The sequence below is a fragment of the Stenotrophomonas sp. 2YAF22 genome, assembly GCF_052114665.1.
Lineage (GTDB): Bacteria > Pseudomonadota > Gammaproteobacteria > Xanthomonadales > Xanthomonadaceae > Stenotrophomonas > Stenotrophomonas indicatrix.
The window spans coordinates 1-3,479 of record NZ_JBFRFE010000464.1 but is presented as its reverse complement, the minus strand read 5'-3'; the positions used below and the strand labels follow the sequence as shown (position 1 = coordinate 3,479).

General features: G+C 67.6%; 3 protein-coding genes and 1 pseudogene. 2 read left to right on the top strand and 2 right to left on the bottom strand.

The window, feature by feature from the left end:
- On the bottom strand, positions 1-884 hold an 884-nt coding region (locus AB4Y84_RS16500; RefSeq protein ID WP_442250462.1), incomplete at its 3' end, for an AAA family ATPase.
- Positions 885-1,001: 117 nt separating this feature from the next.
- Between AB4Y84_RS16500 and AB4Y84_RS16495 the strand changes: the two genes are divergently transcribed.
- Both AB4Y84_RS16495 and AB4Y84_RS16490 read left to right on the top strand, forming a co-directional pair.
- Entirely contained in the window at positions 1,002-2,114 is a 1,113-nt protein-coding gene (locus AB4Y84_RS16495; RefSeq protein ID WP_442243632.1) for a DNA glycosylase AlkZ-like family protein, read from the top strand.
- A 159-nt stretch (positions 2,115-2,273) separates the two neighbouring features.
- Positions 2,274-2,964: pseudogene (locus tag AB4Y84_RS16490) on the top strand (exodeoxyribonuclease III).
- Here AB4Y84_RS16490 and AB4Y84_RS16485 read toward each other — a convergent pair.
- The coding region (locus AB4Y84_RS16485) for a GGDEF domain-containing protein (protein ID WP_442250461.1) at positions 2,961-3,479 on the bottom strand (519 nt) is incomplete at its 5' end. The pseudogene AB4Y84_RS16490 and the gene AB4Y84_RS16485 sit on opposite strands and share 4 nt — an antisense overlap.

Sequence of the window (3,479 nt, the reverse complement as noted above, 5' to 3'; positions counted from 1 at the left end):
CCCTCGGCCTCGCTGAAGATGATGTCACGCGGCACGACTTCTTCCGGGCGGATGTCCTGCTCGATGCGCAGCAGCATCTCTTCCAGGAACCGCGGGTTGAATGCCAGTGCCTGCACCACCACGTCGATGCGATCGCGCAGGGCTTCGATCACCTGATACGTGCCGCCGCCGCGATCATCATTGGCGGTCAGGTACCACGCCGATTCCGGGCATTCGTAGACGTGGTTGAGGATCTCGGCGTAGTTGTCGCCCATCACCGTCAGCAGGGCGCTCTGGGTGCGGGTGGGAATGCGGTTGTATTCGTCGATGATCTTCACCCGCATGCCCAACCACGACCGCCAGGCAATGCGGATGTCCGCCATGTCCTGCGCGGCCACCAGGTCGGCGGGCAGGGGGTTGCCGAGCAGATCGGCGATGGTCATCTGCGGGTGCCCGTGCTGCATCGCCCGGCGCACCTCGCGGACCGGATAGCCGGCCAGGACGCCCATCAGGATCGCGCTGGCGGTCTTGCCGCGCCCTGGCCCACCCACGAACAGGCACTTGCGGCGGGTGGCGAAGGTCAGCAGCGGCAGCAGCACGTAACTGGAATAGCTCTGCGCCGATGGCAGGGTCAGCGGCCGCCGTGTGTCACCCACCGCGAACGAGGCGGAGGGGCCTTCGTGGTACTCGATGTCGTAGTGCGGGCTGATGATCGCGTTGTTGACGATCCAGAAGTAGGCCTGGCGCAGTTTCTCGTCCAGCCGCAGCGGCGCGGCGGCTGCATCGTCCTGCAGGCGCACCGGCCCTTCGTACAGTTCGGCCACATCGAATGTGCGCGGTGCAGTGTCGGTGCGCGGGTTGGTCGGCGCCTGCGACAGGCGCTGGAACAGGTTGAACGGTGGCACGCGATTCCCTTGGCTGTGGCCTGCTGGGGAGATTGTAAGCGGCGCGCCAGCGGATCCGGTGCGCCTTGCGCGGATGACGTCCTGCAGCGGGGCGGCCGGCAGTCCTACAATCGGCCCATGCCGACCTCGCCGACCCTCGATGATCTGCGCCGCTACGCCGTAGCCCGCACGCTGTTCACGCCTACCACGTTGCTGACAGCGATCCGTCGGCTGGGCTTCGTGCAGGCCGACCCCATCCGTGCGCCCGCACGCGCCCAGGACCTGACCCTGCGGCACCGGGTGAAGGGCTACCGGGCCGGGGACCTGGAGCGCCGCTACAGCCGACTGCCGATCGAGGAAGACTTCCTGGTCAACTACGGCTTCCTGCCGCGTGAACACCTGTCCCTGATGCATCCCCGGGTGTCCCGCAGGCCATGGGACGCGAGCACGCGGCGCAAGGCAGCCGACGTGCTGGCGTTCGTGCAGGAGCGGGGGGCGGTGCATCCGCGCGAAGTCGACCAGGCGTTCGCGCATGGCCGGGTGACCAACTACTGGGGCGGCACCAGCAACGCCAGCACCCACCTGCTGGACGGCATGCACTATCGCGGCATGCTGCGCATCCATCGTCGTGACAGCGGTACCCGCATCTATGCCGTTGCGGCACATGCACCGGCGGATGGCGGCAAGGCTGCACGCCTGCAGCGCGCCACGGCACTGATCGATCTGGTGGTGCGCAAGTATGCGCCGCTGCCTTCGGCGAGCCTCACCTATCTGGCGCGGCTTCTGGGCTATGGCGCACCGCATCTGGCGGAGGAGATCCAGCAGGCACTGCGGTTGGCGCGCGAGCAGCTGGCGGGCTGCAGCATCGATGGAGCCACCTGGTACTGGCCGGCCGACGAGAACCCCCGTTCGCGGCGCTACCAGGCCGATGAACAGGTGCGGCTGCTCGCGCCGTTCGATCCGGTGGCCTGGGATCGGCGACGGTTCGAACTGCTCTGGGGCTGGGTGTACCGGTTCGAGGCCTACACCCCGGCGGCCAAGCGTCGCTTCGGCTACTACGCGCTGCCGCTGTTGTGGCGCGACCAGGTGATCGGCTGGGCCAATGTCGCGGCGAAGGATGGACAGCTGCAGCCCAGCTTCGGTTATGTCGATGGCAGCGCACCAGGGGACGTGGCATTCAGCAATGCGCTGGAGGACGAGCTGGACCGGATGGCGAACTTCCTGCCAGGGACGGGCCCGGCAACGCCGTGAACCTGCGTGTGGCGTCCTCCACGCTGCCTGCATGCCGCCTCGCCAATACTGCAGGCCCGCCGCCCGGGTACTTCCGCAATGGCTCGCCGCAAGACACTGCGCATTGCCACGTTCAACGTCAACGGCATCGGCACGCGCTTGCCGCATCTGCTGTCCTGGTTGCAGCGTGAAGCGCCCGACGTGGTGGCACTGCAGGAGCTGAAGGCGGTCGATGCCGCCTTTCCGGTCGACGCGCTGGAGCGGGCAGGGTATGGCGCGCTGGAACGGGGTGGCGATACTGGCCCGCGATGCCATGCCGATCGAAAGCCGGCGTCGCCTGCCCGGCGAACCGGCCGATACGCAGAGCCGGTACCTGGAAGCTGCCGTGCATGGCGTTGTGGTTGCGGCGCTGTACCTGCCCAACGGCAATCCCCAGCCGGGGCCGAAGTTCGACTACAAGCTGCGATGGATGCAGCGGCTGATCCGCCATGCGCGCACCCTGGTCGATCTTCCGCACCCGGCACTGCTGCTGGGGGATTTCAATGTCATTCCAGACGACGAGGATGTGTACGACCCGGCCTCGTGGCGGCGCGATGCGCTCATGCAGCCGGAGGTCCGCGATGCCTTCCAGCGGCTGCTGGCGCAGGGGTGGACCGACGCCCTGCGCACGGTGCATGGCGACCAGCGCATCTACACCTTCTGGGACTATTTCCGCCAGCACGCCGAACGCGATCGCGGCCTGCGCATCGATCATCTTCTGCTGAACCCGGTACTGGCCAAAGGGCTTGAGGATGCGGGTGTCGATCGTTGGGTGCGGCTGCAGGAGAAGGCCAGCGATCATGCGCCTACGTGGGTCACCGTTACCCGCTAGTCGGCACTCCCCTGCGGACGCATCTCGCGACGTACCCTGGCCCGCGTGCGATACAGCCGGCTGTCGGCCTTGTGGATGGTGTCGGCCACGGGTTCGCCGGGGACGTTGACGGCGGCGCCCATCGAGAACGCGGTGGAAGCACGCGCGGCGTTGCCCGCATACCAGGCTTCCAGCGCAGCCAGCCGCCCGGCCGCCGGTTCGATCAGCGCCACAAGGAACTCGTCGCCGCCCAACCGCACTGCCGCCTCATTGGCCTGCAGCGGCGCGCGCAGGAAGTCGGCGAACTCGACCAGCACCGTGTCGCCACGACGGTGCCCCAGGGTGTCGTTGACCTGTTTGAAGTGATCCAGGTCGAACACCAGGCAGGCCCACGACCGTGAGGCGACGTCGTCGAGCCGATGCAGGTACCGGCGGTTGTGGCACTGGGTCAGCGGATCCTTCAGCGACAGTTCGCGCAAGCGCTCTTCCTGCAGGCGCAGCGCGGTCACGTCCTGGGCGTGGCCGAGCACGAACGG